Below are 26,483 nucleotides of genomic sequence, written 5' to 3'. Positions count from 1 at the left end.
CGGCTCCGTGACGCCGCGTGAACGCAGATTTCACTACATTTCGAGATATCGCGGCCGCGAGGCCCGATCGGCCCCGGTGTTTCCGGAAAAATCAGGGTTTTGCGCTTTGATGAACTTCAAACGACGCCTCGGAAAGGCGCAGGTCGCAAAGCAAGCGACAAGGTGGGGGGAAGCGACCATGAATCGCGGTCTGGAATGGTTCGGTCGTTCGGTCGTCCGCCTGATCACGCATGACAAGCGCGAGACCGTTCCGGTCGACGCCAAGGCGCTGGCGCGAATGCAGTCGGCTCTGCGACCCGGCGACGTGCTGCTGGTCGAGGGCGGCATGAAGGTCTCGACGGCGATCAAATACCTGACGCAATCGACCTGGTCGCATGCGGCGCTTTATGTCGGCGACACTGGCGAGTTCAGCGAAAATGGCGAGCCGCTGGTTCTGGCGGAGGTCGAGATGGATGTCGGCTGCGTTTTGTCCCCGCTCTCCAAATACGGCGCATTCGGCACCCGCATCTGCCGGCCGCAGGGGCTCGACGCAGAAGGCTGCGCCACGGTGGTGGCTTACGCGCTCAGCCGGCTCGGCACGCAATACGATTTGAAGAACATCATCGACCTGCTGCGTTGGCTCGTGCCGGTGCCGCTGGTGCCCTCAAGCTGGCGCCGGCGCATGATCGCGCTGGGCTCCGGCGATCCGACGCGGGCGATCTGCTCGACGCTGATCGCGCAGGCCTTCGAGGCGGCGCGCTATCCGGTGCTGCCTACCGTCGAATACGCGCAGGCGATGGACGAGGAGGATTTCGAGGAAATCCTGCATATCCGCCACCATTCGCTGTACATGCCGCGCGATTTCGACATTTCACCCTATTTTTCCGTGGTGAAACCGACGCTGGAGGCCGGCTTCGATTATCGCGCCCTGACCTGGGCCAAGCCGGAACAGGTCGGGCGCGAGCAGCAGGCGCCTGCCGGCAGGGTGCAACTGGCCTAAGAGTTAGTCCGGGCGGCGCGAGCCCTCGTCTCCAAACCCTTGGCGCAATGCAGCAACGCTGCTATTCCCGCGCCCATGAGCACCCGCAGTTTCGACAATATCCGCAATTTCTCGATCGTGGCCCATATCGACCACGGCAAATCCACGCTTGCCGACCGGCTGATCCAGCAGACCGGCACGGTCGCGGCGCGCGACATGAGCGAGCAGATCCTCGACTCGATGGACATCGAGAAGGAGCGCGGCATCACCATCAAGGCGCAGACGGTGCGGCTCGACTACCGCGCCGAGGATGGCAAGGACTACATCCTGAACCTGATGGATACGCCCGGCCATGTCGACTTCGCCTATGAGGTCTCGCGCTCGCTTGCGGCCTGCGAGGGCTCGCTGCTGGTGGTCGACGCCTCGCAGGGCGTCGAGGCGCAGACGCTCGCCAACGTCTATCAGGCGCTCGACGCCGGCCACGAGATCGTCACGGTCCTGAACAAGATCGACCTGCCCGCCGCCGAGCCCGAGCGCATCAAGCAGCAGATCGAAGACGTGATAGGCCTCGACGCCTCGGAGGCCGTACCAATCTCGGCCAAGACCGGCATCAACATCGAGGGTGTGCTGGAGGCGATCGTCAAGCGCCTGCCCGCTCCCAAGGGCGACAAGGAAGCGCCGCTGAAATGCCTGCTCGTCGACAGCTGGTATGACGCCTATCTCGGCGTCGTCGTGCTCGTGCGCGTCATCGACGGCGTGCTGAAGAAGAACATGACCATCAAGATGATGCGCGCCAACGCCTCCTATGGCGTCGACCGCGTCGGCGTGTTCAAGCCCAAGATGCTCGAGGTCAAGGAACTCGGCCCCGGCGAGGTCGGCTTCTTCACCGCCTCGATCAAGGAAGTGGCGGACACCGCCGTCGGCGACACCATCACCGACGACAAGCGCCCCGTCGCGCAGGCGCTGCCGGGCTTCAAGCCGGTGCAACCCGTGGTGTTCTGCGGCATCTTCCCAGTCGATGCGGCCGATTTCGAGGTGCTGCGTTCGGCGATGAGCCGCCTGCGCCTGAACGATGCGAGCTTCTCCTATGAGATGGAGACCTCGGCTGCGCTCGGTTTCGGCTTCCGCTGCGGCTTTCTCGGCCTGCTGCATCTTGAGATCATCCAGGAACGGCTGGAGCGCGAGTTCAACCTCAACCTGATCTCGACCGCGCCTTCGGTCGTCTATCACCTGAAGCTGCGCGACGGCACGGTGCTGGAACTGCACAACCCCGCCGACATGCCCGACGTGATGAAGATCGAGTTCATCGAGGAGCCCTGGATCAAGGCGACGATCTTCACGCCCGACGAATATCTCGGCTCGGTGCTGAAGCTCTGCCAGGATCGCCGCGGCGTCCAGACCGACCTGTCCTATGTCGGTAGCCGCGCGAAAGTCGTCTACGACCTGCCGCTGAACGAGGTGGTGTTCGATTTCTACGACCGGCTGAAGTCGATCTCGAAGGGCTACGCCTCGTTCGACTACGCCATCACCGACTATCGCGAGGGCGACCTCGTGCGCATGTCGATCCTGGTCAACGCCGAGCCGGTCGACGCGCTCTCGATGCTGGTCCACCGCTCGCGCGCCGATGCGCGCGGCCGGGCGATGTGCGAGAAGCTGAAGGACCTGATCCCGCCGCACATGTTCCAGATCCCGGTGCAGGCGGCGATCGGCGGCAAGATCATCGCGCGTGAAACCATCCGCGCCCTGCGCAAGGACGTGACCGCCAAGTGCTATGGCGGCGACGCCTCGCGCAAGCGCAAGCTTCTGGACAAGCAGAAGGAAGGCAAGAAGAAGATGCGGCAGTTCGGCAAGGTCGAAATCCCGCAGGAGGCGTTTATCGCCGCGCTGAAGATGGATTCGTGAGGCGGCGGTCCTTGCTTCAATAGGGAGCGGCCGTTCCAACGCCGATCGGCGCGCGAAATCCCCGCTCGCGTTCCCGCAGCGGCTGTCATGAGGGGCGGCGGAGCGCCGCGAGGCGCGTTGGTATCGTGCCGCTTCGTTGAGCCAGAAGCGGCGCGGCAGGGTTGAGCCACCTGCCGCACGCCCCGTGGCGCTCCGCCCGTCGGCGATTTTGGACTCCGGGCCGCGCTTATCGGGTCGAAAGCCAGCCATCGCCGCGAGCCGTTTCGACGCCAGTTCCCCTCATCGGGTTGTCGCGTCTATTCGGGCATGGGACGAAGGCGTGATGCCGCCGACCGTTCCAGCGAGCTCCTCGCGCAGGGGCCGTAGTACCCCCAGGGCGGTGCCCCGAAGCCTCCCGAGTGTGGGCTGCAAACCCACCCGCAGGCGCCGCTCACATCCCGGTCGCCAGCATGCCTCCGGACGGCCGCCCCTCGGGGATGAGGTGGTGGCAGGATAGGGGCCTTGAGGTGGGGCGGGGATAAGTTTCGCTGGAGGCGCAACGGTGTTTTCCTGCTCCCCCCGAGGGGAGAAGGGGAGCGCACGGCTGCGCCGTCGCTTTTGCGATCAGCGGCAGTCCCTCACCCCTGCCCCGCTCCCATCCGGGAGAGGGGTTCTTCCAGCGCGTCATCTCAAAGCATTGCGGATGGCGGCGATCACCGTATCGCGGTCATCGAGCACCGGCTCGTTGGAAAAGAGCAGTTCCGAGATCCATCGCAAGGCACTGTCGTGTCCGACGATGGCTCCCGGCTCGAGCTTCGCTCGCCCGGGATGACGGGAGTGGTTCCGGAGCAAGTCAGCGCGCGCTGGCGCGCGACAGATGGAACCTCGGAATCGTCCTCGCGTTCCTTATGGGGGCGACGTGCGGTCGCGACCGGAAGGGTTGCAACCGGAGACCAAGGAGGGACCGGAATGGACAGACGTTCCTTTATCACCACCCTGATCGGCGGCCTGACGGCTGCCAGCGTGGGCGGCGTGACGATGGCTGTCGCCAAGGAGGCTGCGCCAGCGATGGCCGGGCCGGCCGATGACGGTGTGGAGCTCGATTCGGCAGCGCTCGACAAGGCCGACGCTGATTTTTCGCAATATTACTATCGCCGGCGGCGATACGCGCGACGGCGCTATTATCGGCCGCGCTTCTATCGCCGGCGCTATTATGGCCGGCCCCGCTTTTATCGCCGTCGCTGGCGGCGCTGGTAGCGCGATCACAGACCCCGGGCGCATTGCGTCCGGGGCTTTTTTTCGTCTGGAGCATCTGATCGCAGGCCGGGCCTGAGCGCGCGCCGCCGTCTCAGGTGAAAAAGTCCTTGGGTATGTTCAGGAACCAGGTGCTGTCATAGCGGCGCAGGCCCGATTGCTGGTCCCGGAAGGCGCGCTGAAGCATCGCGTTGACCTCGGTGTTGAACAGCGAGCCCGAGGTTTTCGGCAACTGCTTCTCCTCGTCCGCGTTCAGGCTCGGCGCGCCCTCGACGATGGCTGAGAAGGTCTTCGTCGAGCTGTTGCGGACGATCTGCGGCTTGCCCTGCCGATACTTCAGCTCAAAACCCCATGCGACCTCCCAGCGGAAGCTGGCGACCGGGGTCAGCGTCGCCCCGGTCTTCTTCCTCTCACACAGCAGGGCGTGGAAGGAGAGGCTGTATTTGACGAGTTGCAGGAGATTGGTGATCGCCGGACTGTTCTTGAAGTCCTCGTTCCTGTTCACCATCGTCAACGGAAAGATGATGTTGGGATGGTCCCTGTGCTGGCAGGTGATGACGTCACCCGCCTCCTTCTGCCGGTTGGCCGCGTTAGGCGAACTCCAGGGCCGGTGCGTCGTGCCGCCATCGGGAAAGGTCGTGGCGTCCAGACCGAGGCCGACGCTGATCGAGCCCAGCTGCGGCTTTTCGCCAGCATACTGAGCATAAAACGTACCGAAGGTCGCGGTCTGCGTGTAGCCGTACTCGAAATCGGCCGCCCTGGCGCCGGCCTTGAGCTTGAAGTCGCTTTGACCGCTCCAGGCCGCGCCGCTGATGACCTCCTCGACCTTGCGGCCTGCGTCCAGCGTCGGAATTTCGCTGGTTTTGCAGCCTTGCGTCAGATGCAGCACGGCCCATGTCCGCGACAGGTCGAGCGCGGGCTTGACCAGACCGAAGTTGAAATTGTGCTTCAGGGTCGACATGTCGACGTTGTGGGCCATCGGAAGGCTACCTTCGGGTCGAGGGGGTCGCGGCCTGCATCGTCAGTTGTTCCAGTTCGTCAGCTTGCCCGCCGCGGGCCGGCCGAAATCCAGCCGCCCCTGCAAGCGCTCGATCAACCGGATTTCCGCATCGAGGGTCTTGATCGTCATGATGCCGACGACGTTGTCGGGCTTGGTCTGATAGCTCGCGTTGATGATCGACCGTTTGGTCTTGTATTGCAGCACGGCGGCGGCCGTGGTCTTGCCGTAGCTCCCGGCGTCGAGCTCGGCATCGGTGATCGCCGCCTTCTCGATCACCAGCAGGGCATACTGGATCAGCGCGACATGCTCGCCCTTGTCACCCGTGAGGATGTGCTGCGGGTTGGACACCGAACAGGCGACGAGGCGCTTGTTGCCCGAAAAAAGCTGGCTCGTCAGCATGACGCCCTCCCGCCGGGCATCCGGCGCGACCCTATCCTGTCGAAGACGCAAATATTGCGGCGGCGAAGGTGGTGGTCAAGCCGGAGGCTGGCTCGAGAGCGCTGCGAATACCTGCGCTCCGCCTGACAGTTCTTCCAGATGCAGGCTGCTACAGCGCAACGCCGTGCGCGCGCAGTCTAGCGCGCAGATCGATCGGCTCGACGAAGTGGACGGCCTTCATGCCGACGGAACGGGCAGCCTCGATGTTCCTGGCGCTGTCGTCGACGAAGACGCAGTCGCCTGCTTCCAGCCCGTAGCGTTCAAGCAGCACCCGGAAAATCGCGGGATCGGGCTTGATGAGACGCTCATGGGCCGAGACGATCGCGCCGTCGAAGCTCTGCAGGAAGGGGAAGCGGATCAGGCATTCCGCCCATTTTTCGCGCGAGAAATTGGTGATTGAGTAGACTTTTTCGCCCTTGGCCTTCAGCTCGGCCAGAATCGCGACGCTGTCTTCGACGATACCGGGCACGGTCTCGTGCCAGCGCACGTCATTGGCCCTGATCTGCGCCTCCCATTCGGGATGGGCGGCGACGAGCAGGGCTACGCCCTCCTCCCATGAACGGCCGCGATCCTGCTCGATGTTCCAGGCCGCCGTGCAGACGTTCTGCATGAACCAGTGCAGCTTTTCGTCTTCGGGGATCAGGTCGCGGTAAAGCAGGCGCGGATCCCAGCGCAGCAGGACGTTTCCGACATCGAAGACGACGACTGGCGTGTTGGTGGGCATGGCGAGGTCCGTGGCGAGGCGTTGCGGAATCGGTCGTTCACGCTGTTGTGTGCGAACGTGCAAGACAGAGGCAAGGCCTGTCGCGTATCCCGGTCACCGAATGCAAGTGAGATCAAGAGACGCGAGATGAGAGACGCATGACGGGGGTCGATCTGCGCGCCTATGCGCCATGGCTGGACCGGCAGGGACGGGTGTCGCCCCTGCGCGCCATCGCGTTCGCGCTGGTGCTCGTTCCGGCGCTGATCCTGATCTACGAGGCGTGGACGCATCAGCTCGGCTCGAAGCCCTGGACGCGGGCGGTGCACGACACCGGCACCTGGGCGATTCGCCTGCTGCTGGTGACGCTGGCGATCTCGCCGCTGCGAAAGCTGCTCGACTGGGGCAAGCTGATCGGCATCCGCCGCATGCTCGGCCTTTCCGTCCTGGCCTATGCCGCGGGCCATCTGACGCTCTATTGCATCGATCTCGCCTTCGACTGGGGGCTTATCGTCTCCGAGATCGTCAAGCGCTTCTACCTGACCATCGGCTTTGTCGCGCTGCTTGGGCTGGTCGCGCTCGGCGTGACCTCGACCGACGGCATGATCCGACGCATGGGCGGCAAGAACTGGCAGCGGCTGCACAATCTGGTCTATCTGATCACCGGCCTCGGCCTGCTGCATTTCGCCCTGCAATCCAAGATCGACGTCACCCAGCCGGCGCTGCTGAACGGGCTGTTTGCGCTGCTGATGCTCTATCGCGGGCTCTACCGCTTCAAGCTGAAGGTGACGCCGCTGGTGATCGCCATGGCTGCTATCGCAACGGGGCTGGCGACCGCGCTCTGCGAGACGGCGTGGTATGCGCTGACCACCGGCGTTTCCGCCTGGATGGTGTTCCAGGCCAATTTCGACGCGGTGACCTATCAGGACATCAGCTTCCTGCGGCCGGGCCATTGGGTGGCGCTGGCGGGGCTCGTGGTCGCGGCCGGCCATGCCTGGCGCGCGCCTGCGGTGAAGCCGCCGCGACGGGCGCGGCGCAGCGAAGGACTTTCCGCGCAGACGGGGTCGTGATCACGGTTGGCAGTGCTGCCGTGAGCCTCTAACCGTTAGGGATGCCTGACGATCCCAACGCCCAGCCGATAGCCGACGATCTCGCGGCGGAAGGCGTCAGCGTCTCTTCGCAATCGACCTCGCCTTTCCTGCCGCTGCGCCAGCCGATCTTCCGCGCGGTCTGGTTTGCCAGCCTCGCCTCGAATTTCGGCGGATTGATCCAGGCCGTCGGCGCGTCCTGGATGATGACCTCGATTGCGGCCTCGCCCGACATGGTCGCGCTGGTCCAGGCCTCGACGACGCTGCCGGTGATGCTGTTCTCGCTCGCGGCGGGCGCGGTCTCCGACAATTACGACCGCCGCAGGATCATGCTGACCGCTCAGGGCTTCATGTTCGCGGTCTCGATCGGGCTAGCCGTCTTCGCCTGGTTCGGCTGGCTGACGCCATGGTGGCTTTTGAGCTTCACCTTCCTGATCGGCTGCGGCACGGCGCTGAACAACCCCGCCTGGCAATCGTCGGTCGGCGACATGGTGCCGCGCAGCGACGTTCCCGCCGCCGTGACGCTGAACAGCGTCGCCTTCAACATCGCCCGCAGCGTCGGCCCGGCCATCGGCGGCGCCATCGTCGCCGCATCGGGGGCGTTTGCTGCCTTCGCCATCAACGCCGTCAGCTATGTCGCGCTGATCGCCGTGCTCTGGCGCTGGCAACCGCCCAAGGTCGAGCGCCTGCTGCCGCGCGAGACGCTGGGCATCGCGATGAGCGCGGGCCTGCGCTATGTCGCGATGTCGCCCAATATCCGCAGCGTCATCCTGCGCTCTTTCGCCTTCGGCTTCGGTGGCATCGTCGTGCTGGCGCTGCTGCCGCTGATCGCGCGCGATCTCGTCAAGGGCGGGCCGCTGACCTTCGGCGTGCTGCTGGGCGCATTCGGAGCCGGCGCGGTCGCTGGCGCGTTCATGAGCGCGCGCCTGCGGCGGATGTTGACCACCGAGGCGCTGGTGCGGGCGACCTTCTCGGCCTTCGCCGTATCGACCGCGCTCATCGCCATCAGCACAAGCCTGTGGCTGACCATCCCGGCGCTCTGCGTCGGCGGGGCCTGCTGGGTGCTGACGCTCTCGACCTTCAATGCGACCGTGCAGCTCTCGGCCCCGCGCTGGGTCGTCGGCCGGGCGCTGGCGCTCTACCAGATGGGCGCCTTCGGCGGCATGGCGCTCGGCAGCTGGAGCTGGGGCCGGGCGATCCTCTATCTCGGCACGGAGCAGGCGCTGCTGCTCGCCGCCTTCACCCTCCTGGCCGGCGCGGCGCTTGGGCTGCGCTATGCCCTGCCGCCGCTGGAGGCGCTCAATCTCGACCCGCTCAGCCGCTGGCGCGAGCCCCAGGTCGCCGTCGACATCGAGCCGCGCAGCGGGCCGGTGATCGTCACGATCGAGTTCCTGGTCGCGGAGAAGGACGTCGTCGCCTTCCTCGGCATCATGGCCGAACGCCGCCGCATCCGCCGCCGCGACGGTGCGCGCCACTGGGCGCTCCTGCGCGACCTGACCAATCCCGAGCTCTGGATCGAGCGCTACGACAGCCCGACCTGGGTCGAATATGTCCGCCAGAACCAGCGCGTCACCCAGGCCGACGCCGAGATCGGCGACCGCGTCCGCGACCTGCACAAGGGGCCCAATCCGCCGGTCGTGCATCGCATGATCGAGCGCCAGACCGGCTCGCTGCCGCTGGCGGCGGCGGTCCGGGCGCGGATGGTTACGGATGCGATCGCGGCCGACCCGCCCTCGGCGTAAGGCGCTTTTCAGCCCGGCGTCGACACCCAGGCGTGACGATGCTCGCCATTCACGCTCTTCCCCGGCGCCGGAAAGTCCCGATCGCCGAAAGCGCCGACCGCCACCGCCACGAGCTCTGGCTTACGCGAGGGCTCCCAGTAGACAGTGCTGCCGCAGCCCGGGCAGAAATGATGCGTCACGGCATGGCCGCTGTCGGATGGCCGCGTGAAACGCGCCGCTTCGCCGGAGACGTGGATTCGATCGCGAGAGAAGAAGGCCGCAATGCCATAGGTGCTGCCGGTTCGCCTCTGGCAGGCGAGGCAATGACACAGCGACACGCTGGCGGGCTCGCCATCGCAGGCGACGCCGAGCTGGCCGCAAGCGCATCGTGCCAAGCGTGTCCTCATGGAGCGCAGCTTATCAGGCCAGCCAACGACCACAACGCGATCGTGGATTCCACTCAGGCCTCAGCCGACGATCCACAGACCCGCCAGCCCGACCATGCCGACGATGATGCGCCACCAGGCGAAGAGCGAGAAGCCGCGCTTGGAGACGTAGTCGAGGAAGCTCCTGACCACGATCAGCGCCGAGAAGAACGCCGCGACGAAGCCGACGACGATCAGCAGCCCATCGTCGAAGGTCAGCAGCTTGTAGCTCTTGAGCAGGTCGTAGGCGAAGGCGCCCGCCATGGTCGGCATGGCGAGGAAGAAGGAGAACTCCGCCGCGGCGCGCTTGCTGGCGCCCAGCAGCATCGCGCCGACGATGGTCGAGCCCGAGCGCGAGACGCCGGGAATCATCGCCAGGCACTGGATGAAGCCGATCTTGAGATACATCGGCAGCGGGAATGTCGTGGCGTCGGTGTGCTTGACCTCGAGTTCGAGCTCGTCGACGACGAGCAGCACGAGCCCGCCGGCGATCAGCGCGCAGCAGACCAGGAACGGGTTGAACAGCACGCTCTTGATGAAGCCGTGCAGCACGGCTCCGATCGCAGCCGCCGGCAGGAAGGCGATCAGGACGCCGATGACGAAGCGACGCGCCGCCGGATCGCTCTTCAGCCGGAGCGCGATGTCGAGCAGGCGGCGGAAATAGACCAGCATGATCGCCAGGATCGCGCCGAGCTGGACCAGCACCTCGAAGCTCTTGCCGTTCGATTCGAAGCCGAGAAAGTGGCCTAGCAGCAGCAGATGGCCCGTCGAGGACACCGGCAGGAACTCGGTGAGGCCCTCGACGATGCCGAGCACGATCGCTTCGATGAGATTCTGCATGACCGCTGGTCCTTCAGGCGATTCGCGTGCGCTGCGGTGCTGGTAGACCGCGCGCCTTCATGGGCCAAGCTCTTTGCAATTCGGTTACCAAGTCGCAAACGGGATCCCGCCAAATCGGATCATCCGGGCGCGACCGGGTTGTGACACCTCACGCCTGCGACTATAGCAAGCGCCCGGCGCATGACTGCGCAGCGAATTCATGTCGGCCCCGCTTCAGCCGCACCTGCCTGCTTCAAGAGTGCCATGGCGACCCTGCATCATTATCCGCTGTGCCCGCATTCGCGTTTCGTCCGACTCGTTCTCGGCGAGTTCGGTTTCGAGGCCGAACTGGTCGAAGAGCGCGTCTGGGAGCGCCGGCGCGAGTTCCTCGAACTCAATACGGCGGGCACGACGCCGGTCTTCCGCGAGGATAGCGGCCTGGTCGTGCCCGGCGGCGGGGTGATCGCCGAATATCTCGACGAAACGCGCGGTCTGGCGCTGGGTCAGGGCAGGCTTCTGCCGGAAAGTCCGGCCGAGCGCGTCGAGGTGCGCCGCCTGCTCGACTGGTTCAACATCAAGTTCGACGCCGAGATCACTTCCCCGCTCGTGCTGGAAAAGGTGATGAAGCGCTTCATGGGCCGGGAAGAAGGCGGCGGCCCGCCGGAGATGAGCGCGATCCGCGCCGCGCGCGCGAATGTGCGCTATCATCTGCGCTATATCGCCTGGCTTACGGCCAAGCGGAACTGGCTGGCAGGGCCGGATTTGAGCTATGCCGACCTTGCGGCGGCGGCGCATATCTCCTGCGTCGACTATCTCGGCGACGTGCCCTGGGAAGAGGATGAGGCCGCGCGCGCATGGTATGCGAGGATCAAGTCCCGGCCGAGCTTCCGGCCGCTGCTGAGCGACCGGGTGCCAGGCATGGCCCCGAGCGCGCATTACGACAATCTGGACTTCTGAAGAACGAGCGCCTCAAGCAGGCGGTCGTAGAGCGCGCTCGCGCCGAAGGCTTCTCCATCGCCCGCATCGCCTCGGCCGCCGCGATCCCCGATGCGCCCGAACGCCTCGCGGCATGGCTCGCCGCCGGCCACCATGGCGAGATGGGCTGGATGGAGGAGCGCCGGACTGAGCGCGCCGATCCGCGCGCGCTCTGGGACCAGACCCGCTCCGTCGTGATGCTCGGCATGAGCTATGCGCCGGACGGCGACCCGCTCGCCATTCTCGGCCAGACCGACAGGGCCGCGATCTCGCTCTATGCCCGGCGGCGCGATTATCACGACGTCATCAAGGGCAAGCTCAAGAGCGTGGCGGGCCTGCTTGCGGCCAAGGGCGGCGTCGACGTCAAGGTCTTCGTCGATACGGCCCCGGTGATGGAAAAGCCGCTCGCCGAGGCCGCCGGCCTCGGCTGGCAGGGCAAGCATACCGTGCTGGTCTCGCGCGAGCACGGCTCATGGCTGTTCCTGGGCGCGATCTACACCACGGCCGAGTTGCCACCCGACGCGCCCGAAGCCGATCATTGCGGCTCCTGCACGCGCTGCCTCGATATCTGCCCGACGGACGCCTTCCCGGCGCCCTACCAGCTCGATGCCCGCCGCTGCATCGCGTATCTCACGATCGAGCATGCCGGCCATATCGATGCGGAACTTCGTCCCGGCATCGGCAACCGAGTCTTCGGCTGCGACGATTGCCTCGCCGTCTGCCCCTGGAACAAGTTCGCACAGGCCGCGCAGGAGACGCGCCTAGCGCTGAAGGACGAACTCGACGCCCTGCCTCTGGCAGAACTCGCAGCGCTCGACGACCTCGCCTTCCGGAAGCTCTTCGCGGGAACGCCGGTGAAGCGCACCGGCCGCGACCGTTTCACCCGCAACGTCCTGATCGCGATCGGCAACAGCGGCAAGCCGGACCTGTCCAGCGTCGCCGAAAGGCTGCTCGGCGATCAGTCGCCGCTGGTGCGCGCCATGGCAGCCTGGGCCTTGCTCAGGCTCGCGCCCGGCCGCGCCTGCGCCCTTGCGCCAGCGATGCTGGCGCGGGAAAGGGACGAAGCCGTCCGCACCGAGTGGCTGCCGGCCCTGCCCCAACCGGATATCGCCTCATGAAGCTCGTCATCATCGGCCTCGGCTATACCGCCGGTTTTTTCGCGCGCGCGGCGCAGGAACGCGGCTGGGAGGTCACCGGGACTGTGCGCTCCGCCGACAAGGCCGGGCGCCTGAGCCGCGAGGGCGTGCCGACGCTGGTCTTCGACGGCTTCGCCGTCTCCTCGCGGCTCGCCGCGGCGGTCGCGGAGGCCGACGCGGTTCTGGTCTCGGCCCAGCCGGGCGAGGACGGCGACCCGGCGCTCGCCAGCCTGTCAGGCCAGCTTTCGGCAGCACCTGATCTGCGCTGGATCGGCTATCTCTCGACCATCGGCGTCTATGGCGACCACGGCGGAGCGTGGATCGACGAAAACGGGCCGTGCCGGCCGACCAGCGCGCGCTCGCAACTGCGGCTCGCCACGGACGACGCCTGGCTCGCCTTCGGCGAGAAGACCGGCAAGCCCGTCCAGATATTCCGGCTGTCCGGCATTTACGGGCCCGGCCGCAACGCCATCGTCAACCTGCGCCAGGGCACGGCGCGACGCCTGATCAAGCCCGGCCAGGTCTTCAACCGCATCCATACGCAGGACATCGCCGGTGTGCTGCTGGCTTCGCTCGACCGGCCACGCAACGGCGCGGTCTACAACGTCACCGACGACGAGCCCGCGCCGCCGCAGGATATCGTCACCTTCGCGGCCGGGCTGATCGGCATCGAGGCGCCGCCGGAGCAGCCTTTCGACCCGGCGAAGCTTTCGGCAATGGCGGCGAGCTTCTATGGCGAGAACAAGCGCGTCTCGAATGCGCTGGTGAAGCGGGAACTGGCTTACACCTTCCGCTATCCAACTTATCGCGAGGCGCTGATGGCGCTGGCGGCGAGCGGCGAATAGCCCTCACGCCGCGTAGCGCTGGCCCTCGTCGCCGTAATACTCGACATAACGCCGGTCGATCGCGGCCACGGGCAGGATCACCAGCACGTCGGTGGTGCCGAATTGCCGGTCGACCACCGCGCCGGTGCCAAAGCGCGCACCGAGCCGGAGATAGCCCTTGATCAGCGGCGGCATCGCCTTCAGCGCCAGCTTCATGTCGATGGTGGCGGCGGGCAGACGATCCATCGCGACATAGCGCTCCGGTCGTGCGGACGCACCCCAGTCGCCCTCGGCGCTGGCATGGTGGTGCAGGAAGCTCAGCGGCAGCGCGAGCGCATCGGGATCGGTGCCGTCGAAGCTCGCGCAACCGAACATCGCGTCGATGCGATGGTGACGGATATAGGCCCAGATGCCGTGCCAGAGCAGCTCGACCGTCTTCTTGGTGCGGTAGGGCTTCAGCACGCAGGAGCGGCCGAGTTCGAGAAAACGGAGGCCGGTGTGACGCACGATCATCGGTGCGAGATCGAACTCGCCCTGGGTATAGAAGCCGCCCAGTCGCGTCGCCGCGCTCTGTCGCATCAAGCGGTAGGTGCCCACGACCCTGGGCTTGGTGCCGCCGAAGCGGCCGCGCGCGGCATGGTCGATCACCAGAAGATGGTCGCAATGGTTGTCGAAGCGATCGGCATCGCGACGGAACACCCGCGCGACAACGTCGGGACGCGCCGACATTTCCTGATAGAATACGCGGTAGCGCAGACGCTGCGCCCGCCAGATCTCGCGCGGCCCCCGCGCCAACCGCACCTCGAGCGAACCGCAACGGCCAAGCGTGCCCGATAGCGGATCGGTCTCGGACGGGCGGGGATTGATGCGGCGCATGGCGTCGCCAGTGATCGGCATGAACGGCGACAATCGCGAAAGCAGCGGATGGCCGGCCGGCAATTGCTTTGCCGGCTTTCCGTTCCCACGAAAGGCGTCGAGTGCCATCGCTTGTCTTGCCCCTGCGCCGTCGCGTCCGGCCACCGGTGACGCTAGCGCCGAGCATCTGACAGGATCGCGACGAAACTGCGTCAAGCCTGTGACGCAATGTCACGCCGTCATCGGAAACTCCGACATGGCGACATGTCCTGCCTCGGCGCGGTCGAGCCATTGGCGCAAGGCGGCACGATCGATAGGCTTAGCCAGGCAATCATCCATACCAGCCGCAATCGTGGCGCTGCGATCGGCCGGCGAGACATTGGCGGTGACGGCGATCAACGGCAGGGCCGAAACCACTTTCGCCTGTCGCTCCAGAGCGCGGATGGCGCGCGCGGCAGCCAATCCGTCGAGCTCGGGCATGCGGATGTCGAGCAGCACGAGGCCAAAGGCAGGCTGCAGACCGGAAAGGCTCGCCTCGATCTGAGCCAGGGCCTGACGCCCGTTGCGCGCCCAGACAGCGGTGCAGCCGAGCCGCTCCAGCGTCCGCGTCGCCAGCAGCGCGTTGATCTCGTTGTCCTCGGCGACGAGCACGGTCATGCGCCGGGCCGCGGCCGGAGCCAGCTCGGCAACCGGTTCCCGAACGATGTCCCGTGACAAACTCGGCGCGGGCTGCGGCGACAGGCGCTCATAAAGCGAGCGAGCCCTTACCGGCTTGATCAGGAAGCCGCTGAAGCCGGCCTCGCGCGGCACGCCGAACTGGCGGCGCTCGGTCGGCGACAGCATGATCAGCCGCTCGCGCAACCCGGCCTCATCAGCCGCCTGCGCCAGCGCGCGCGCCGTACCGGCCCCGACCGCCTGATCGATCAGCACCGCATCGAAGGCGGGGTCGTCACGCAGCAGCGCCAAGGCCTCGCCCGGCTCCACGACGAGCGTGGTGGCAGCTCCCGTCGCCTCGATCGTCTCAGTCAGGAAGCGCCCGCCAAACGGAGCGGCGGAGACGATGAGCACGCGCTGGTCGCACCAGTTCGGCGGCGTCAGGACCGTCGCGTCCTGCGTCGCCAGCAGCGGCAGGCGCACCCGGAACAGCGCGCCAGCGCCCGGCCTGCTCTCGACACCGACATCCCCACCCATCAGCAGGGCGAGCCGCCGCACGATCGCCAATCCAAGCCCGGTGCCCTCATGGTTGCGTGTCGACGTGTTGTCGGCCTGCTCGAATTCCTCGAAGATCGCCTGCAGGCGATCCTCCGCAATGCCCGGCCCGGTGTCACCGACGCTGATCTCGACCATGCCCTCGTTGCGAGCGAGCCGAATGCCGACGCCGCCAGCTTCTGTGAACTTGATCGCGTTTCCAACGAGGTTCAGCAGGATCTGGCGCATGCGGTCGCGATCGCCGACCAGACGGTTCGGCAGGCCCGGCGCGACGAAGGTCGCGATCTCCAGCCCCTTGGCCTGTGCGCGCGGCGCCATCAATTCGGTTACGGTTTCGGTCAGCGCGGCGAGATCGAAGGGCTCGCAGGTCAGTTCGAGCTTGCCGGCCTCGACCTTGGCGACGTCGAGAATGTCGTCGACGAGCGAAAGCAGCGCCTCGCCCGAGGTCCGCAACGCGGCGACATAGGTCGCCTGTTCGGGGTCGAGCCTCGTGTCGCCGAGCAGGTCGGCCATACCCAGGATGCCGTTGAGCGGTGTGCGGAACTCATGGCTTACCGTCGCCAGAAAGCGCGATTTGGCCTCGCTGGCGCTCTCGGCCCGACGCTGCGCCTCGACCAGTTCCTGCTCGCCGGCGATGCGGGCGGTGATATCGCGGCCGACGCGCTGCAGCACGGTCTTGCCGAACGCCACCGGAACGACTGTCTCGACCCAGGAGATCCAGCGCTCGCCCTCGGCGCTCCCGAGGCATTCGTCGAAGACACGCGTACCGTCATCGAGCGCCTGCGCCGGCCGGCTCGCGATCCGGGTGGGTTGCGCCGTACTGCCGGCGACATCGGCCTCGGAGAGACCGAGCAGCGCGGCATAGGCCGCGTTCGCGTAGACGATCCGGCCGCCATCGCGGCGCACGATAAGGTCGCCCTGCGCCTCGATCAGGCTGCGATAGCGCTCCTCGCTGTCGGCCAGCGCCCAGAGGCGGTCATTCAGCGTCTCGATGTCGGCTGCCAGATCAGTCGCCTGACCGAATATCCGGTTGCGCTGCCGCAGCATCACCACCGCAAAGACGGTCGCCGCCAGCCCGAGCGCGGCGGCGATCCAGAACGACATGGCGGCGGGCAACATATCCATGCCCCCTTGCCTATCATCGCCCGATTGAGAAACCGTTGGCTGGACCGTCGAAGTCGAGGGATTGCATGATGCAATCGGTTAACCCTGCCGCGACGGCCCAGCCGGTCACGCCGCCTGCGCGACCTGGTCGACGCGCGAACGATATGACAGCGCCTCGGCCAGATGAATTCGCCCGATCGTCGCCTGACCGTCGAGATCGGCGAGCGTGCGCGCCACCTTGAGAACCCGGTGATAGGCGCGTGCCGTCAGCCGCATCGCGTCGGCGGCGTCGCGCAGCAGCGCGAGCCCGGCCTTGTCGGGCCGCGCGATCTCGTCGAGCAGATTGGCAGGGCAGCCGGCATTGGTCGTGACATGCCCCATGCCCAGCGCCTCGAAGCGCGCGGTCTGGATGGCGCGAGCCGCCGCGACACGGGCTGCGACCTCGGCCGATCCCTCGCTCGGCGCCGGCAGGATCAGATCCGACGCCGTGACAGCCGGCACGTCGATGGTGATGTCGATACGATCGAGCATCGGACCGGAAATGCGGCTCTGGTACTGCGCCATGCAGCGCTCGTTCTGCTGGCGGCGGCAGGCGAAGCCGGGCTCGGTCGCCTTGCCGCAGCGGCACGGGTTCATCGCCGCCACGAGCTGGAAGCGGGCGGGATAGACGGCGCGATGATTGGCGCGCGAGATCAGCACGTCGCCGGTCTCCATCGGTTGGCGCAACGCATCGAGCGCCTGCGCCTGGAACTCCGGCAACTCGTCGAGGAAGAGCACGCCGTGATGGGCGAGCGAGATCTCGCCGGGTTTGGCCTGCAGACCGCCGCCGACCAGCGCCGCCATCGAGGCCGAGTGGTGCGGCGCGCGAAACGGCCTTCGGTCCGTCAGCGCGCCGTCGGCGAGATGGCCCGCGACCGAGAGCACCATCGAGACCTCAAGCAGTTCGCGCGGCGTCAGCGGCGGCAGGATCGAGGGCAGCCGGCTCGCCAGCATCGATTTGCCGGCGCCTGGCGGCCCGTTCATCAGAAGGTTGTAAGCAGTTTCGGAATCCGTTAAGGCTGTTGGAATGCTGACAAAGCTTGCTGGAGCGCCGACCGATCGGCCCATCGTCGTCCTGTATGTCAGGCTGTCGAGCGAGGAGCAGGCGGCCGGCCAAGGGCAGGAGCGGCAGGTCGAAGGCCTAATGGGATGGTGCGCCAAGGAGCGCCTCGTAGCGGATGTCATGCTCCAGGACATCGGGTTCAGCGCGTTCGTCGGCGCCCACATCCTCAAGGGCGAGTTGGGACGCTTGATCGCGGCGATCGACGCAGGGCGCGTCGCGCCAGGTTCGACCCTCGTCATGGAGAACCTCGATAGGCTTTCTCGCCAAGATCCGTTCGCCGCGCTGGCCGTGTTCAGCGGCATCCTGACCAAGGACGTCGCCATCGTCACCGTGACGGACGGCGTGCGCTACTCGCGCGATGGCACGGGCATGCAGCGCATGATGACCATCATCATTGGTGCGATGACGTTCGGTCGGAGCAACTCCGAGAGCGAGGTGAAGTCGGACCGGGTCGGTAAGGCCTGGAAGGCGAAGATCGCCAAGGCCCGAGAGGTCCATGCTCCGCACGGCAATCGGTGCCCGGCGTGGATCAGGCTGACGAAGGATGGCTACGAGCTGATCGAGGAACGCGCCGCCGAGGTCCGGTGGATGTTCGAGCAGACGATCAAGGGCCGGGGTCGTCGCCAGATCGTCAAGGACCTGATCGCGAGGAAGGTCGAGCCTTGGACGCCCGTGTCGGCCAAACGCCCGGAGCCGGTCTGGTCGGACTCCTACATCCAGAAGATCCTAACGGGAGGCGAGGCCTTCGGAGAGTACCGCCCATCCTTGAGCCCAAAGGGTCAGCGCAAGATCTCGCTTGAGCCCATCACCGGCTACTATCCGGCCGCGGTCGACCGGCTGACCGCCGAGCGTGCAAGGGCCGCCTCCGGCCTGCGAGCGGGCTCGGGCGGTCGGAAGGGTTCCTTTAAGAACCTCTTCCAGGGTCTGTGCGTCTGCGGCGCCTGCGGTGCCGGCATGACGATAGAGAACAAGGGTGCGCGGTCGTCGGGTCCCAAGCTGATCTGCCAGCGCGCGACGCTCGCCGATTGCGAACACCGGCACCGCTACGACTATGCAGCCGTCCAGGCGGCTGTGATCTTCGTCATTGAACAACGAGCGGACGAACTGCTGCAATCCTCACGCTCTCGCTTCGACGATCTCGCCGACATTGTCGCCAAGCGCAGGATCGCCCTGGCCGACGTCACGGCTCGGGCAGCCCGGCTCGCGACGCAGATGCAGCGGATCGACGACGATGACGGAATGCTCACCCAGGCTTTCCGGGAATTGCGCGACGAGCAGCGCACGATCACGGCCGAGATCGAGGGACTCGATCGGGAGGCCTCCGGAACCCGCGAGATTGCCCATGAGCAGTCCTTGCCGGCGTTGTTGGCGTTCTATCGCCGGCTCGATGCTATCCCGCCTGACGAGCGCCCAGCGGCTCGCAACGCGATCAACCAATCGCTGCGTGCCATCCTCAAGGCCCTGACGTTCAAAAACGGCCTGGTCACTGTCGACATGCTGACCGGCGAGCAAGGCTTCGCGGAGATCCCGGGGCGCGTGGCCCCGCGAAACAATCCTGGCCAGTTCGGCCGCGGCCTGGATGCGTCTGGAAAGCAGGCGCGAACTGGAATGCTTTCATCTCGGAAAATCGAGAATTGAGGGAAATTCACGGGGGTCCCAATGGGGACGATTTCAAGCCAAAACAAGCCGGCTCAGACGAAACGAAAAAGGAACAAGCCGAACGAGAACCACGAATTTATCTGGGGAATGACTTACAAGGAGGAATCGGCGGTCTCTCGAAGGGGTCGGGATTCCGTCCCGGGGCGCGGGCGCTTAGCCTGAAGGGCCGCCGCCGCGGCCGCGAAACGGGGACGACGGGCGCCCCTCCCTTCCCACACCATGGGCGATTCGCGGCGCGGCGCGCAAGCCCCGAAACCCTTCCATTCCCGATGCCGGCAGGTTGACCGATCGCCGATATTGGCTGGATTTGCCGGTCCGACCCCGCCCGGCTAGTCATGGAGGGCACGCGCATGGCGTGCGCAGACGCGGGGCCCGCCTTGTCCATCCTCCACACGCGCGTGCAGCACCCGGTCGGGCAAGGCTTCTTCCACAGCTCAACGATTTCGAGTTGGGCGGCGAACGGGGACCCCCAGGAGCTGCGCTACATCTATGACTGCGGCTCGAAGCATCCCGCGGCCCGTCAAAGGGATATCGAGGCCTATCTCGGAAGGATGGAGAGCAGAGGCGTCACGGAAATCGACGTCCTGTTCCTCTCCCATATCCATGACGACCACATCAACGGCCTGCCGAGGCTGCTCCGCAAGAAGGTCGCTCCGGGAGTGGCCTACGCGCCCAGCAGCCCCCCGGAGATCGTTGCCGACATCGTCGTGCTTCCGATGCTGGAGCCGATCGAGCGCTTGCTGGCCTTCGCCATGGCTATGGTGGAGCGGGAGAAGATCGCCGGTTCCCAATCGACCGTCGAGGGCGACGGGTTCCTCGTCGACATGACGGTGGACCCCGTAGCCGCCCTCAGAGCCCGAGGGGCGCGCAAGGTCATCGTCGTCGCAGGCGGGGATGGAGGGGCTCCCGGTCGGGAAGAGCCGCCGGCATCCGAAGACGGCGAAGGGCCTGCCAGATTGCCCGGACTTGATATCCCGCAATCGCCGTTGCGCATAATTGGCAGTCGGGCGCAGGCGGGCTCAAGCCCGATCGACGTCGATGCTGACGCCATCGAGATCACCCACAGCGAGGGCCTCGCCGTGCCGTTGGTCGGTGGCAGTCACTGGCGACTGCTGATGTACGTTGATCCATGGGCCGAAGAGAAACGAGATCTCTTGATCGCGGAACTTAAGGCGACGCCGGATAAATTGAAGGAAGCGTCCTATCTGCGTGACCTGGTGACGAACGGAATGACCACGCTGACGAGCGCATATAAAAAAGTATATGGCGACAAGAAGATCAATCTCACTTCCCTTTGCGTCTATTCCGATATCATCGATCGGTGGCGATCTTCCGAAAGCACCATCGATAGAAATAATTCTGAAGGCCTATATTTATTTTCCCTCAACAAGAAATCGGCGTGGCTCGCTACGGGTGATGCCGACCTGCGCGGAAGCCGGGCGACGTCTCTGGAAACTCACTTCGGTGAGTACCTCAAGGGCGTTCACACTCTGACGGTTCCCCATCACGGGGCGGAGCCCAATTCGGATGACGCGCTATACAAGGCCGTCAAGCCCAACCTCTGCATCGTCCCGGCCGCAAGGGTCGTGAGCGATCACGATGCGGACGGAAACCCTGTGGAGTGGTCGCACCCGGCCACCGCGGTCGTCCGACACATCGGCGACCAAGGCATACCGCTGATGATGGTGACCGATACGGAAGCGTCGCGCATCATCGAGCGAAACAGGTTCTACCGAACCTGACGAAAAAGGCCGGGGCTTTCGCTCCCGGCCTTGCAATCCCATTGATCTCGGCGCCCGCTACGCGACGTTACGAAGCCTGACCAAGTCCTGGTCCGTGTCGACCCGATTGCAGGCGTCCTCGACACGGCGGGCCTCCGCGGCGAGCCTGGCTTCCTCGGCGAGCTTGGCCTCCCGTGCCAGGCGCGCCTGCTTGGCGAGCATCGGGCCGCGATCTCGGAGCTCCAGGGCCTCCAGCGGGGTGCGGACCGGGATGTCCGCCTTGTCCGCGCCGAGGTGCTTGCCGGCATAGGCCTTGTCGAGGCCGAGATGGGAATACCACCGGTCGACCATCTGGATGCTGTCGCTGATGAAGTCCGCGGTGTCCTCCTTCGGGCAGTTACGGAGCAGGAGCATGGTCACGATGGTGTGGCGCAGCGTGTGGAAGCAGAGCTTCGTCTTCGGGACGCCGATCCGCATCCCGGCCTCCTGCACCAACTTCAGCAGAGGGGCCAGGCTGACGTAACCAGCGCCGCCCGCGCCGAAGCGCTGCACGACATGGGTCGCCCCGATGCGCTGGTCCGCCTTGTGCCAGGCTGCGGCGAGCACCCTGAACTGGCGGGCCATATAGACCGGATGGGCCTTCTTGTTGTCCCAGGTGACGATGCCGGACTCGCGCTGCTGGGGCTTGGACCTGGTACCGGTCTGGAATACGCGCTTGGACTTGAGGTCGATCCAGCCGAAGTCGGGATTGGCCTTCCAGCCCAGATCGACGACGATGCCGTGACGAGCGCCTGTGTAGAAGGCGGTCATGACGGCGCGCTGGGCCTGCCTCCCACGGAACACCGCGCGATAGCCTTCCCGGACGAACGTCTTATGGACGACGTTCCGCACCTTGCTTTCCCCCGTTTGCGGATCGACGACTGTCTCCTTCTCCCAGTCGTTGCTCGCGGCGTCCCAGATCCAGCCGCGGCGCAGGGTGACGAGGAGGCGGACGTAGGTTTCCTCGTCGAGATAGAAGTCCCGGGGCTTGGCGCGCGGCAGGTTCTTGACGCTGATGTAGATGCCCTTGTTCTTCTCGGTGTTGTATCGGTTGAGCGCCGCGCTCAGCCACCGCGCATCGTCCGCGGCGGTCGACGGCTTGACGAGATCCAGGTTGACCGTCCCGGGCCGGGCACGCTGCTTCGTGCGCCACTTCTCGTACTCCCGGAACTTCATCAGCATGGCGTCGCCGCCCAGGGCGTCCTTGCCCATCCAACCCAGGATGCGCTCCAGGGCGACGGCGCGCTTCCGCTGCAGGGCGAGCTGCTTCTTGTTGGCATTGGGCCCCGGATCCATCAGCTCCAGATACCTCGCCGCGATCTGCCGGAGCGGGACGAGCTCGATGGGGACCTTGCCGGTGAGCCGCTCGCGATCGGCCTCGCGACGGCGGTGCGCTTCGGCCAGCGCCAACTCGTTGGCGTGCTTCTCGTCCTTCCGGATGCTCATCGACAACCAGGCGCCATGCATGTTGCGATGCTCGTAGACGTCGCGCCGACCCTTCTCCCTCCTGAAGCGGACATCGTCCTCGTCGATCGCCAGTCCGGTCTTCCACTGCAGCGGCGGCTTGATGCCCGCCGCGACGGCGAGCGCGTCACGCTGGACCTCCAGCTCGAAGCGCCGGAGAGACTCTTGCTTACGATTCCTAGCCATTGTATGATCTCGTTCTCGATGACGGCTATGCCGTCGTTGGGTGATCGGCGGGAGCGGCGCTTTCTGAGGGCCACCGATCCCGCCAGCGAATTCCCGGGCTTCCGGGTACCCCCGGCGTCAGCGATGACGTCGGGGGTTTTGCTTTTCCGGCCTGCGGGCACAGGCCTTCGTCACCGCCGCCGCGAATGCGTCGTCGGTCGGGTCTTCTCGGTCGGCGTCCGTGTCGGCTGAGACCTCCCGCCCCGGAGCCGGGTGGCAGACGCTCATCGCCAACACGGCTCGCCGCGTGGTCAGGATCTTGCCAGCGACGATCGTCACCGGCAGGACTCCGTCCCGGACCGCCACCCTCAGCGAGCTCACGCTCAGGGGGCCTTCCGGCCAGAACAGCGCCGCAGCCTCGGGCAGCGACATCAGTTCGTCGAGATCCCACTCCGCCGGCGATGGCCGGGCCTCGACCCGCGTCGGCGTCGTCATCTGACCCTCCCTAGGATCCATAGTCCGGGACGGCCGTCAATGGGGGCCTGGCCGTAAACGGCACTCCAACCCATTGAAAAAGAAGAGTAATAGTCCTTGCCTGAGCCCTTCCTCCCGAAAGGATTGGCGGGGGTACCAATCCTTTGAGACCGATTTCGGCATTCCGAAATGACGGCCGTCTGCAGTGGCTTAGGAGGGGCTAAAGGATTACCGCTCCAATCCTTCAAGCCCGTGTCGGACGGCGTCGGATCGCGGTCCAGGCACCATGAAACATGGTTAACGAATCCCTGCGTTTCAGGCTTGCGGTGGCCGAAAGGGGTCATGACGCACCCCCTTCGGTGGATTCGCGAGGGCTCCTGCCGCGCCGTTCGGACAGCGGGAACGGCACGACTGTAGCCGGCGATGGCGCCATCCGGATGACGCCAGCGGAGCTCTCGGCTTCGTCAAGGGCGATCCGCCCGAGCGCGTGATACGCCGCGTAGATCGCCCGCGTGTATGCGGACGGACCGAATTCCGCGTGGATTGAGATCAATCGGGCGACGAGCATCACCAGCAGATTATCCATTGCGGGGCACCTCCCCCGTGGGCTTGACGGCATCGCTGGCGGCGACCACCGCAAGGAAGGACACTGCGTCCAGGTGACGGCGCCGCATCAGCTCTTCGGCCACCGCCTCGATCGCCGCGCGGTCTTCGCGAACAAGGCGCCGCGCCTTCTCGTGGAGCCGACCGACATCCTTAGACACCGTCTCGCGCAGCGCATTATTGAAACGCAGTTCGTCGACGGCGCGGTCCGGCTCCCCCATATGCACCAACGACGCCCCAAGACCGTAGCTTGTATGGAGCGCCGCGATCATCTGCGTAGCGACGCCAAGATCGCTGTCACGCGCGCCACCCGCGCCCGTCGAAGCATTGCCGATGATCTCAATTTCCGCGGCCCGACCTGCGAGCGAGCAGACGACATCGGTCTCGATCGCGGCGCGCGTCGGCGACTGGCCCAGCCAGCGCGTCGTCGCGGTATGGCCGGCGGCGTCACCGCGGTGCACGATCGAAACGGAATGGACCGCGCCGGCCTTGAGGCGGTGCGACAGGACCGCGTGGCCGGATTCGTGCACGGCGAACCGGCGCCGGTCTGCTTCGGGCCGGTCGTCGGGTGGCGCGATCGCATGCAGCAGATCGTCGATATGGAGATCGCGGCCCGCTTGGCGCGCGGTCGACCGAGCGTCTCTTACCCAACCCATAACTTGGGCGCCCGACGAGCCGCGAGCGAGCTCGGCCAGCGGCGTCAGGTCAGCGCCGGGCAGGTCACTGGCCAGATGCTGGCGCATGATGCCAGCCAGCGCCGGCGGGTCCGGGGGCAAAATCTCGATGACCCGGTTCAGCCGGCCAGGGCGGATCAGCGCTGGGTCCAGACGACTGCCGTGATTTGTCGCGCCGATCACGATGAGCTGGCTGGCCGGGCCGGACGTCGCGCTGTCGAGAAGAAGCAGGATCTGCGTGATGAGTGGCGTCCAGTAATCCCGGTTCCGCTCCCCAACCGTATCGCGCGACGGGAGGGCCTCAATTTCGTCGATCAGAATTGCCGCTGGCGCATTTGAGGCCGCTTGGGCGAAAACCCGCTCGGCCTCCCGCATGACTGTCGCCAAGTTTCCGTCACCGGTGCCGTTGAACCACGCCGCGACCGAAGTTGAGAAAAGGGGCAGGCGAGCGCTCTTTGCTAGGGCCCTGACGAAGGTGGTCTTGCCCAGACCGGGCGCGCTCGAAAGTACGCAGTGCCGGTCAATCTGGTCGAAGCGCAGCTCGCCCCGGCGCCATGCTTCAAGGTCCCGGAGGAGCCGCATGGCCCAGTCGTGCGCCGGCCCGTAACCATGCATGGTCTCAAGCATCGGGACGTCAGCGAGACCATGGTCGGTCACCGCCATCGAACGCGAGGCCGAGATCAGCCGCGAAACGCATTCTTCCGGAGTGGAGCCAACGCGGATCGCCGCAATGAGGTCGTGATAGTCGAGCCCAGCGGCGATCATATCCGGCATCTCGGCGGGGATATTGCCGGTGGCCTCGGCGATCGCGTGCCGGATCACCGCGTTGGTGGGCGAAGCGATGACGATGCGCGCATCGGCGGCAGAGACAAGGGCTGTGGGAAGCTGACGGTCCGGCGCGACGGCGATGCCGGCGATCGCGGCGCCATCTCCAAGCTTGCGGGAGATCGAGCCGCTGGCTGGCCGCTTGCGTGCGCCGCTCTCCGCTTCGATGACTTCGTCCCAATCGCGCAAGCCGCGGACGACACCTGCAATGGGGTCGACCCACGCCTCGGACGGCACGGTCACGATGAGCGCGAAAGACGTTGCGTTCTGGATGCGCCGGAGGGTGTCGTCAGGAATGGAGCCGTAGAGCGCCGCGTCAGGGATGGACTCGTGCGCTGGCTGGAATAGCGGTTCGTCAGGTGGCTCGAACTCGATGTCGATGTCTTCGTGGCTGATCATGGCGGCCTCGCATAGGGAGGCCGTCGCCCCGCGCTAGCGGGCGGGCGTCCTCCAGGGAATGGGTTGGATGAAGGGCATTTGGGTCCTCGCAGGCCGCGCATCGACGCTGCCCGCGGATGGCGGGCGTTTCGGCGCGGCGGTCGTTATGGTCTGGAAGGTCATGGGGAGGTCTCGACAGTGAAGGTCGCCACCCGGATGCCAGCGATGTCAGCCGGCGAGGAGGGCATGGTGGGGCATCCACGCTTTCAGCGCGAGGTCGCCCGATATCGTTGCCAGGTCCTTAATCATGACGGAACAAATAGTGAACTCTTGCCGTCACGGTCAAGAGCCGATTTGGCAACTGCTGACAGAAACGGCAACATGGTTAACAGGAATCTTCGTCTGCGACTGGCTTCTTGGAGACCGTGTCGGTGCGGCGGTCGTAGACGATGTCGAAAGTGCCGTTGCGGTCGGTCATCAACCTACGAGGCGGGCCCTTGGCGACAAGCACAGGATAGCCCTCGGCATGGTCGCGGCACTTGACCGCGAGCCAGCCCGAGACACCAAGCGTCGACCTCAGCTTCCCTTCCTCGCCGCATTCGTCGCAGCTGCATTCGGACCTCATCTCGGCCAGCAGGATCGCGTGGTCGATCGCGGCGTCCGTCTCGGCCTCGACCGGCGCCAGGATGCTGACGGCAAGGCTTCCATACTTCTCCTTGATGTCGAGGATCGAAACCCTGGTGCCAGATGGTTCGCTGGCAACGGCAGCGGAGATCCGATCGAACAGCCGGCTGACGACATCGGACCAACCGTCGCCGACCGACATGTATGGCCCTTCGATCCAGTCGGCATGCCGGGCATAGAGAGCGGCCTGCCAATTGGCAGCGGTATTGCGGCGCGACATGGGCGCCCTCCTTATGAGTGATGGATCGCCCACGGCCAGGGCCTCGCGATCGAGATGACGATGATGGCGAAGGGGGCGCCCGGCGCCC

22 protein-coding genes and 1 pseudogene are annotated in these 26,483 nt (G+C 65.9%); 10 read left to right on the top strand and 13 right to left on the bottom strand.

Annotated elements, in window-relative coordinates:
• Positions 1-178 precede the first annotated feature (178 nt).
• The 3 genes from AC1DZY_RS13680 to AC1DZY_RS13670 all read left to right on the top strand — a co-directional run bounded on the left by AC1DZY_RS13680 (position 179) and on the right by AC1DZY_RS13670 (position 4,096).
• Positions 179-979 carry a C40 family peptidase gene (locus tag AC1DZY_RS13680; protein ID WP_476820666.1) on the top strand — a complete coding sequence of 267 codons (801 nt, stop codon included), beginning with the start codon at positions 179-181 and terminating at the stop codon, positions 977-979.
• 75 nt (positions 980-1,054) lie between these two features.
• Positions 1,055-2,860 (top strand): translation elongation factor 4, encoded by a 1,806-nt coding sequence (gene lepA, locus AC1DZY_RS13675; protein WP_476820665.1) that lies wholly within the window; start codon positions 1,055-1,057, stop codon positions 2,858-2,860.
• A gap of 948 nt (positions 2,861-3,808) precedes the next feature.
• Positions 3,809-4,096, top strand: coding sequence for a hypothetical protein (locus tag AC1DZY_RS13670; RefSeq protein ID WP_476820664.1), 288 nt, complete (start codon positions 3,809-3,811; stop codon positions 4,094-4,096).
• A gap of 91 nt (positions 4,097-4,187) precedes the next feature.
• Here AC1DZY_RS13670 and AC1DZY_RS13665 read toward each other — a convergent pair whose 3' ends face one another.
• The 3 genes from AC1DZY_RS13665 to AC1DZY_RS13655 all read right to left on the bottom strand — a co-directional run bounded on the left by AC1DZY_RS13665 (position 4,188) and on the right by AC1DZY_RS13655 (position 6,255).
• Entirely contained in the window at positions 4,188-5,072 is an 885-nt protein-coding gene (locus AC1DZY_RS13665) for a hypothetical protein (RefSeq protein ID WP_476820663.1), read from the bottom strand.
• A 42-nt stretch (positions 5,073-5,114) separates the two neighbouring features.
• Positions 5,115-5,492 carry a hypothetical protein gene (locus tag AC1DZY_RS13660; protein ID WP_476820662.1) on the bottom strand — a complete coding sequence of 126 codons (378 nt, stop codon included), beginning with the start codon at positions 5,490-5,492 and terminating at the stop codon, positions 5,115-5,117.
• Positions 5,493-5,640: 148 nt separating this feature from the next.
• A complete protein-coding gene (locus AC1DZY_RS13655) occupies positions 5,641-6,255 on the bottom strand; it encodes an HAD family hydrolase (protein ID WP_476820661.1) in 615 nt (204 codons plus the stop codon).
• Positions 6,256-6,392: 137 nt separating this feature from the next.
• Between AC1DZY_RS13655 and AC1DZY_RS13650 the strand changes: the two genes are divergently transcribed.
• Complete coding sequence (locus AC1DZY_RS13650; protein ID WP_476820660.1) at positions 6,393-7,301, top strand: protein-methionine-sulfoxide reductase heme-binding subunit MsrQ; 909 nt, start codon at positions 6,393-6,395, stop codon at positions 7,299-7,301.
• 41 nt (positions 7,302-7,342) lie between these two features.
• Complete coding sequence (locus AC1DZY_RS13645) at positions 7,343-9,061, top strand: MFS transporter (RefSeq protein WP_476820659.1); 1,719 nt, start codon at positions 7,343-7,345, stop codon at positions 9,059-9,061.
• Between the two features lie 8 nt (positions 9,062-9,069).
• Here AC1DZY_RS13645 and AC1DZY_RS13640 read toward each other — a convergent pair whose 3' ends face one another.
• Together AC1DZY_RS13640 and AC1DZY_RS13635 are read right to left on the bottom strand one after the other, a co-directional pair.
• Positions 9,070-9,435, bottom strand: coding sequence for a GFA family protein (locus tag AC1DZY_RS13640; RefSeq protein WP_476820658.1), 366 nt, complete (start codon positions 9,433-9,435; stop codon positions 9,070-9,072).
• Positions 9,436-9,507: 72 nt separating this feature from the next.
• The gene (locus AC1DZY_RS13635) at positions 9,508-10,305 is read right to left on the bottom strand and encodes an undecaprenyl-diphosphate phosphatase (RefSeq protein WP_476820657.1); all 798 of its coding nucleotides are present in this window, start codon (positions 10,303-10,305) and stop codon (positions 9,508-9,510) included.
• A 243-nt stretch (positions 10,306-10,548) separates the two neighbouring features.
• Between AC1DZY_RS13635 and AC1DZY_RS13630 the strand changes: the two genes are divergently transcribed.
• The 3 genes from AC1DZY_RS13630 to AC1DZY_RS13620 are packed head-to-tail and all read left to right on the top strand — an operon-like array spanning position 10,549 to position 13,240.
• A complete protein-coding gene (locus tag AC1DZY_RS13630; protein WP_476820656.1) occupies positions 10,549-11,241 on the top strand; it encodes a glutathione S-transferase family protein in 693 nt (230 codons plus the stop codon).
• On the top strand, positions 11,139-12,377 hold the full coding sequence (queG, locus tag AC1DZY_RS13625; RefSeq protein ID WP_476820655.1) for a tRNA epoxyqueuosine(34) reductase QueG: 1,239 nt from the start codon (positions 11,139-11,141) through the stop codon (positions 12,375-12,377). The genes AC1DZY_RS13630 and queG overlap by 103 nt, the downstream gene beginning before the upstream one ends.
• Complete coding sequence (locus AC1DZY_RS13620) at positions 12,374-13,240, top strand: SDR family oxidoreductase (protein WP_476820654.1); 867 nt, start codon at positions 12,374-12,376, stop codon at positions 13,238-13,240. Before queG ends, AC1DZY_RS13620 begins: the two co-directional genes overlap by 4 nt.
• Positions 13,241-13,243: 3 nt before the next feature.
• Here AC1DZY_RS13620 and olsB read toward each other — a convergent pair whose 3' ends face one another.
• The 3 genes and pseudogenes from olsB to AC1DZY_RS13605 form a co-directional block, all read right to left on the bottom strand.
• Positions 13,244-14,203: a l-ornithine N(alpha)-acyltransferase gene (gene olsB / locus AC1DZY_RS13615; RefSeq protein ID WP_476820653.1), complete on the bottom strand. Its 960-nt coding sequence runs from the start codon at positions 14,201-14,203 to the stop codon at positions 13,244-13,246.
• A 102-nt stretch (positions 14,204-14,305) separates the two neighbouring features.
• Entirely contained in the window at positions 14,306-16,408 is a 2,103-nt protein-coding gene (locus AC1DZY_RS13610) for an ATP-binding protein (RefSeq protein ID WP_476820652.1), read from the bottom strand.
• A gap of 105 nt (positions 16,409-16,513) precedes the next feature.
• Positions 16,514-17,422, bottom strand: a pseudogene (locus AC1DZY_RS13605) (YifB family Mg chelatase-like AAA ATPase); the annotation flags it as partial.
• Between the two features lie 31 nt (positions 17,423-17,453).
• Between AC1DZY_RS13605 and AC1DZY_RS13600 the strand changes: the two are divergent.
• Both AC1DZY_RS13600 and AC1DZY_RS13595 read left to right on the top strand, forming a co-directional pair.
• Complete coding sequence (locus tag AC1DZY_RS13600) at positions 17,454-19,127, top strand: recombinase family protein (RefSeq protein ID WP_476820651.1); 1,674 nt, start codon at positions 17,454-17,456, stop codon at positions 19,125-19,127.
• Between the two features lie 398 nt (positions 19,128-19,525).
• Positions 19,526-20,890 (top strand): MBL fold metallo-hydrolase, encoded by a 1,365-nt coding sequence (locus AC1DZY_RS13595; protein WP_476820650.1) that lies wholly within the window; start codon positions 19,526-19,528, stop codon positions 20,888-20,890.
• Positions 20,891-20,947: 57 nt separating this feature from the next.
• Here the strand turns inward: AC1DZY_RS13595 and AC1DZY_RS13590 are convergent, their stop codons facing one another.
• The 5 genes from AC1DZY_RS13590 to AC1DZY_RS13570 all read right to left on the bottom strand — a co-directional run bounded on the left by AC1DZY_RS13590 (position 20,948) and on the right by AC1DZY_RS13570 (position 26,428).
• Positions 20,948-22,558 carry a site-specific integrase gene (locus AC1DZY_RS13590; protein WP_476820649.1) on the bottom strand — a complete coding sequence of 537 codons (1,611 nt, stop codon included), beginning with the start codon at positions 22,556-22,558 and terminating at the stop codon, positions 20,948-20,950.
• A gap of 117 nt (positions 22,559-22,675) precedes the next feature.
• Entirely contained in the window at positions 22,676-23,032 is a 357-nt protein-coding gene (locus tag AC1DZY_RS13585; protein WP_476820648.1) for a hypothetical protein, read from the bottom strand.
• A 319-nt stretch (positions 23,033-23,351) separates the two neighbouring features.
• Positions 23,352-23,597, bottom strand: coding sequence for a hypothetical protein (locus AC1DZY_RS13580; protein WP_476820647.1), 246 nt, complete (start codon positions 23,595-23,597; stop codon positions 23,352-23,354).
• The gene (locus AC1DZY_RS13575; protein WP_476820646.1) at positions 23,590-25,512 is read right to left on the bottom strand and encodes an AAA family ATPase; all 1,923 of its coding nucleotides are present in this window, start codon (positions 25,510-25,512) and stop codon (positions 23,590-23,592) included. The genes AC1DZY_RS13580 and AC1DZY_RS13575 overlap by 8 nt, the downstream gene beginning before the upstream one ends.
• Before the next feature lie 364 nt (positions 25,513-25,876).
• Positions 25,877-26,428: a hypothetical protein gene (locus tag AC1DZY_RS13570; protein ID WP_476820645.1), complete on the bottom strand. Its 552-nt coding sequence runs from the start codon at positions 26,426-26,428 to the stop codon at positions 25,877-25,879.
• Between the last annotated feature and the right edge of the window lie 55 nt (positions 26,429-26,483).

It is taken from the genome of Allobosea sp. P2_A10 (assembly GCF_056405115.1).
The sequence above is the reverse complement of the archived record's forward strand: the minus strand, read 5'-3'. Positions and strand labels throughout refer to the sequence as shown.